General features: G+C 46.3%; 4 protein-coding genes. All 4 read left to right on the plus strand.

The genetic code is table 11. The features are described 5' to 3' along the window. Positions 1–417: sensor histidine kinase (locus AC1WIP_RS11310; RefSeq protein ID WP_481141924.1), on the plus strand; the 417-nt coding region annotated here is incomplete at its 5' end. A gap of 14 nt (positions 418–431) precedes the next feature. Then, entirely contained in the window at positions 432–1,712 is a 1,281-nt protein-coding gene (hflX, locus tag AC1WIP_RS11315; RefSeq protein WP_481141925.1) for a GTPase HflX, read from the plus strand. 59 nt (positions 1,713–1,771) lie between these two features. After that, the gene (locus AC1WIP_RS11320) at positions 1,772–3,904 is read left to right on the plus strand and encodes a hypothetical protein (protein ID WP_481141926.1); all 2,133 of its coding nucleotides are present in this window, start codon (positions 1,772–1,774) and stop codon (positions 3,902–3,904) included. Positions 3,905–3,922: 18 nt separating this feature from the next. Then, positions 3,923–4,663, plus strand: a complete 741-nt coding sequence (locus AC1WIP_RS11325; protein WP_481141927.1) for a hypothetical protein — start codon at positions 3,923–3,925, stop codon at positions 4,661–4,663. The last annotated feature ends 233 nt before the right edge of the window (positions 4,664–4,896 follow it).

Here is a 4,896-nt window from a genome sequence, read left to right on the forward strand (position 1 = left end):
TCGGCTGGAATTCTTACGAAGCAGAACGGGATAGAGGTTCGCATGAAGGACTATGCGCCCATCTATGTATGGGCGGACGAGTATAAGACAGAGGAAGTGTTCATGAATTACTTTTCCAATGCGGTAAACCACTGCGCTGGAGATAAGATGATTGACATTAAGCTGGAAAATGGAGATGGACGGGTGAGAGTGTCCGTTTTTAACACTGGCGAGCCTATACCGGCAGATTCCATTGACCACATATGGGAAAAATTTTATAAGGTGGATAAGGCCAGAACCCGGGAATATGGGGGGAGCGGTGTTGGACTCTCCATTGTGAAGGCAATAATGGATTCCATGAACCAAAAGTATGGCGTTGAAAATTATACAAACGGCGTATTGTTTTGGTTTGAGCTTGAGACGGTGCAGGAAAATTAGACGAAAGGAAGTTTATGAGGGAAGAGACAGGAGACATAGCTTGGAAAAAGGTGCTTTTAGTGGGGGTGGACACGGGGGAAGAGAGGGATTTTGAACGTTCCATGGAGGAACTGAAAAATCTTGCCCAGGCCGCCTGCAAAGAGGTGGCAGGAATCATCACACAAAGGCTTTTGACCGTAAACAGGGCGTTATACATCGGAAGCGGAAAAGCTGGAGAGGTAAAAGACTTTGCCGGAGAATGCGGAGCAGAGGAAGTGATTTTTGATAATGCCCTTTCGCCCTCTCAGGTGAGAAATCTCACCGGCATACTGGAGCTGCCGGTTTTGGACAGGACGAACCTGATTTTGGATATTTTTGCTCTGAGAGCGCAGACCAGGGAGGCAAAGCTGCAGGTGGAGATGGCAAAGCTTGAGTATATGCTTCCCAGGCTGGTAGGGCTCCATGAAGCGTTGAGCAGACAAGGCGGCGCCAGCGGCAGCATGAGCAGCAAGGGAACCGGCGAGAAAAAGCTGGAGCTGGACCGCAGAAAAATTGAACATCGTATCAGTGAGCTGAAAAAGGAGCTGGAGCTGGTGGAAAGGTCTAGACAGACACAGAGAAAGCGGCGTAAGGACTCCCAAATTCCACAGGTGGCCCTGGTGGGGTACACCAATGCAGGAAAATCCACCATATTAAACCGAATGGTAGAAAAATATGGGGAATGCCCGCAAAAAACAGTGATGGAAAAGGATATGCTGTTTGCTACTTTGGAGACAAGCGTACGCAGTATTGATGTGGACGGCAGGCCCTTTTTGCTGGCAGACACAGTGGGGTTTATTCACAAGCTTCCCCATGGATTGGTGAAGGCATTCCGGTCTACCCTGGAGGAGGTGAGGAATGCGGACCTTCTGGTGCAGGTGGTGGATTTTTCTGATGAGAATTACAAACAGCAGATAGAAGTGACGCAAAAAACGCTAAGGGAACTGGAAGCGGGAGACATTCCACAGATTTTGGTGTATAATAAAGCGGATAAATGCCGTTTAGAGGCAGAGCTGCCACAGATAAGAGGGGATCAGATTTATATTTCAGCAAAAGGAAACAGGGGAATTGAGGAGCTGGCAGAAATGATACAGAGCAGAGTGTATGCGGATAATCAGGACTGCAAGTTTCTGATTCCGTACGATAAGGGAGCGGTGGTTTCCCGCTTAATGGAAAATGCTTCTGTTTTGGAATGGGAATATACGGAAAGGGGTATTTTGCTTCATGTAAACTGCAGCAGGCAGGAACGGGCAAAATATGAAAGCTATGCCCTGTGAAGGCAAGTCCCCCCCAATTTGTTTATTTATAAAATGAAACACAGGAATGAGGATGGAATATGGATATCAGGGAAAAGGATGAAGCAAGGGGAAAACTGGAAAGCTTGGAGGAACGGGTCCGGCTGCTGCTTTCTCAGTCTCAGGATCGGGAATTTACAGCGTATCTGCAAAATTTTATGCAGCGGGTGATACAGCAGAAATATCAAACGGACCTGCTTCTGGATGAACTTGAGAGAAGCCTGCGGATGTATCAAAACAAAATGGAGCAGCCTAAGTCTGGCTCTTATACATATGTTTCGGCCAATCAATATGTCTCATCTAATCAATATGTATCATCCAATCAATATGTTTCAGCCAATACTGTGCCGGAGAGTGCGCAGATTGAAAAGCCAAAGAAACAGATGTTTGGAGGAAGCGGAGAGTTTGCCGTCGGGGCAGTGCTTTTGAGCGTGCTGGGAGGAGCTTTTATTCTGGCGGCGCTTGTGATGGCTGGAATCAATTATATGAACGGATTTGTGAGGGGAATGAGCCTGTACGCTTTTTCTGCTCTGTTTGTGCTGATATCAGAAATTTTTATTTACCGCAGGTGGAAAATATTGGGCAGTGTGCTGTCGGCGGTGGGAATCAGTGGACTGTTTTTATCTACGGTGCTCAATTATCTGGTTCTGCATAATTTCCCGGGATGGACGGCCGTGCTGCTTACTGCTGTAATTATGATTTTTGTAGCGCTTCTGAGCAGAAAGCGGGATTCGGCATTTTACAGGATACTGGGTCTGATTGCCTGCTATCTGTGCTTTATTCCCATTGGAGTGGGGATAACGGATGCAGAGTTTTTGGTGGTCTGCGGTATGATCCTGCTTACTAACATCGTGTGTGTGTTCCTTCCCGTAAATAACTGCCGCACGGGGGTAAATATCCTGCACATGCTGGCAAACACTGTTTTTGCACAGATTTTTATCTGGAGAGCCATGTGGTGCCAGATAGCGCCTGGACCCAGGATTATCTTTCTTTTAAGCTCTCTTTTTGTTCTGCAGCTTTTGCTTGTGACATCTGCAAGGCGCGGGCAGAAAACGGAAGGAGTACAGGCAGCCTACGGCATAAGCGGCGTGCTTTATCTGTCTATTTTCTGCTTTGAAATTGCAATGTACGACAGGGAGAGCCTGTTCTTCTGCTGGGGAATTTTGCTGGGGATTGCACTTATATGTCTGATTGAATTCCTGCTTCTTTTAAAATATAAGGAAAAATGGTGCATCTATACCTTTGCAAATCTGACGATGATGATTTTGGCTTTGTTTCTGGAGGGAGTGCAGGGACCGGCGTTCTGGCTTGCACTGCTTGTGCTTGCAAAGCTTTTGGCAGCCTTTCGGCCTGTTTCCCTGCTGAAGGTAAATGATGTAATCCTGACCACGGCAGTGAGTCTTATGGCGCTGGCATTTCGCTCCATGCCTGCTGGCCCGGAGGATTTACTGTGCGGGAATCTTTTGCTGGCCGGAGTTTTGGTGAGTGTTCCATTCATCAGCTTCTTTCACCCCTATTATCAGATATTGACCACTTATACAACGGCATTCTATTTGATGCTTTTGATGCCAGCCATGTTGAAGCTGCCTATTTTTGTGGGAGTGCTCTTTGGCGGAATTCTGCTGTTTAACAATGTAAGCAGATGGAGGGGGAAAAATATTATTTTGTTTAATGCCCTTGCCCTTGCGGGACAAATTGTATGCTTTTTATGCCTTCTTTGGCCGGGGTACCGAAATGCTTATGTCACCTATTTGTGCATGCTTGTATTTGGCCTTGCCACCATTGTAATTACCTTCCATGAAAAATACAGCATGAATTTTGGCAATAAGTCCATGATAACGACGGTGTTTCTTACTTATATGGCGTTGATTGTCAGACTGGGGCCTTCAGTGGTAAACAGTATTTTATTGATGCTGATTGCGCTGGTTGGTGTGGCGGCAGGATTTGTGGAAAAGAAAAAGAGTGTTAGGATATATGGCTTAGTGCTTTCTCTTTTGGTTTGTGGTAAAATTGTCCTATATGATTTTATGGGAGCGCCCACACTGCAAAGAACCATTCTGCTGTTTTCGGTGGGGGTAATGGCGCTTGTGATCTCAGGAATTTATATTATACTGGAAAAAAAGAATGCTTTGGATCAAAATGCGCCAAAAAAGGAAGAGGAAATACCTCAATAAAGGAAACGGACGGGAGAAATGATGAGAAAAAAAATCGTAAGAGCAATTGCACAGGCCGGCGCCGTAATATTTTTGCTGACCGGATGCAGCGGCATGCCGGAGCTGACTCCTGAGCAGGAGGAGGCTGTAGGGGAATATGCGGCGGTAACGCTGATGAAATACGACGCGAATAACAGGAGCAGGCTGGTTGACTTGTCCACAGTGGAGATGCCTGAGACCCTTGCTGAAGAGTCTCCGGAGACAGAGGCTCCTGCCGCAGAGACGGATTCTTCTGCAGAGACACCGACAACAGAGGCTGCCGCAGGAACAAATGTGCCGGAAAACAACGAGGCTGCCAGTATGGAGGCGTTTTTTGGACTGCCGGAAGGGGTGACAGTCACCTATCAGGGATGCAATACCTACCAGGTTTATCCAGATGAAAGCGAGGGCTCAGAATATTTTATGCTGGAGGCCTCGGAGGGCAACAGCCTGCTTGTGCTTGCATTTACCATTGCAAACCAGACGGGAAGCGATGTAGAGGTGAATCTGCTGGAGGAAAATATTATTTACAGGATAACTGTAAATGGAGACACCACGCGAAACGCATTGATGACCATGCTGCTGAATGATATGTCTACCTACAGGGATACCATCGCAGCGGGTGAAAGCGCTGATGTGGTTCTGATAGCGGAAATGGATCAGGAAGTGCTTTCCTCGGTGTCAAGCATTTCCCTCAGACTGCGAAGTGAGACAGAAAGCTGCACAATACAGCTGCAGTAACAAAATTTTGTAACAATACAGCCATAAGCTGTACTGTTACAAAATTTGTAAAAAAAGGGTAAAAAAAAGTAAATTTGGTGTTGACAACGGGATGGCATGATGATATACTCATTTTCGTTGCTGAGGGAAATTTCATTGCAACAAAGAATTTACTTTATTTCATCTCACAAAACCAGATGAAAAAAATAAAAAAAGCAGTTGACAAAGCGGAGGAAGCGTGGTATGATAATCAG

The organism is Acetatifactor sp., assembly GCF_982438285.1.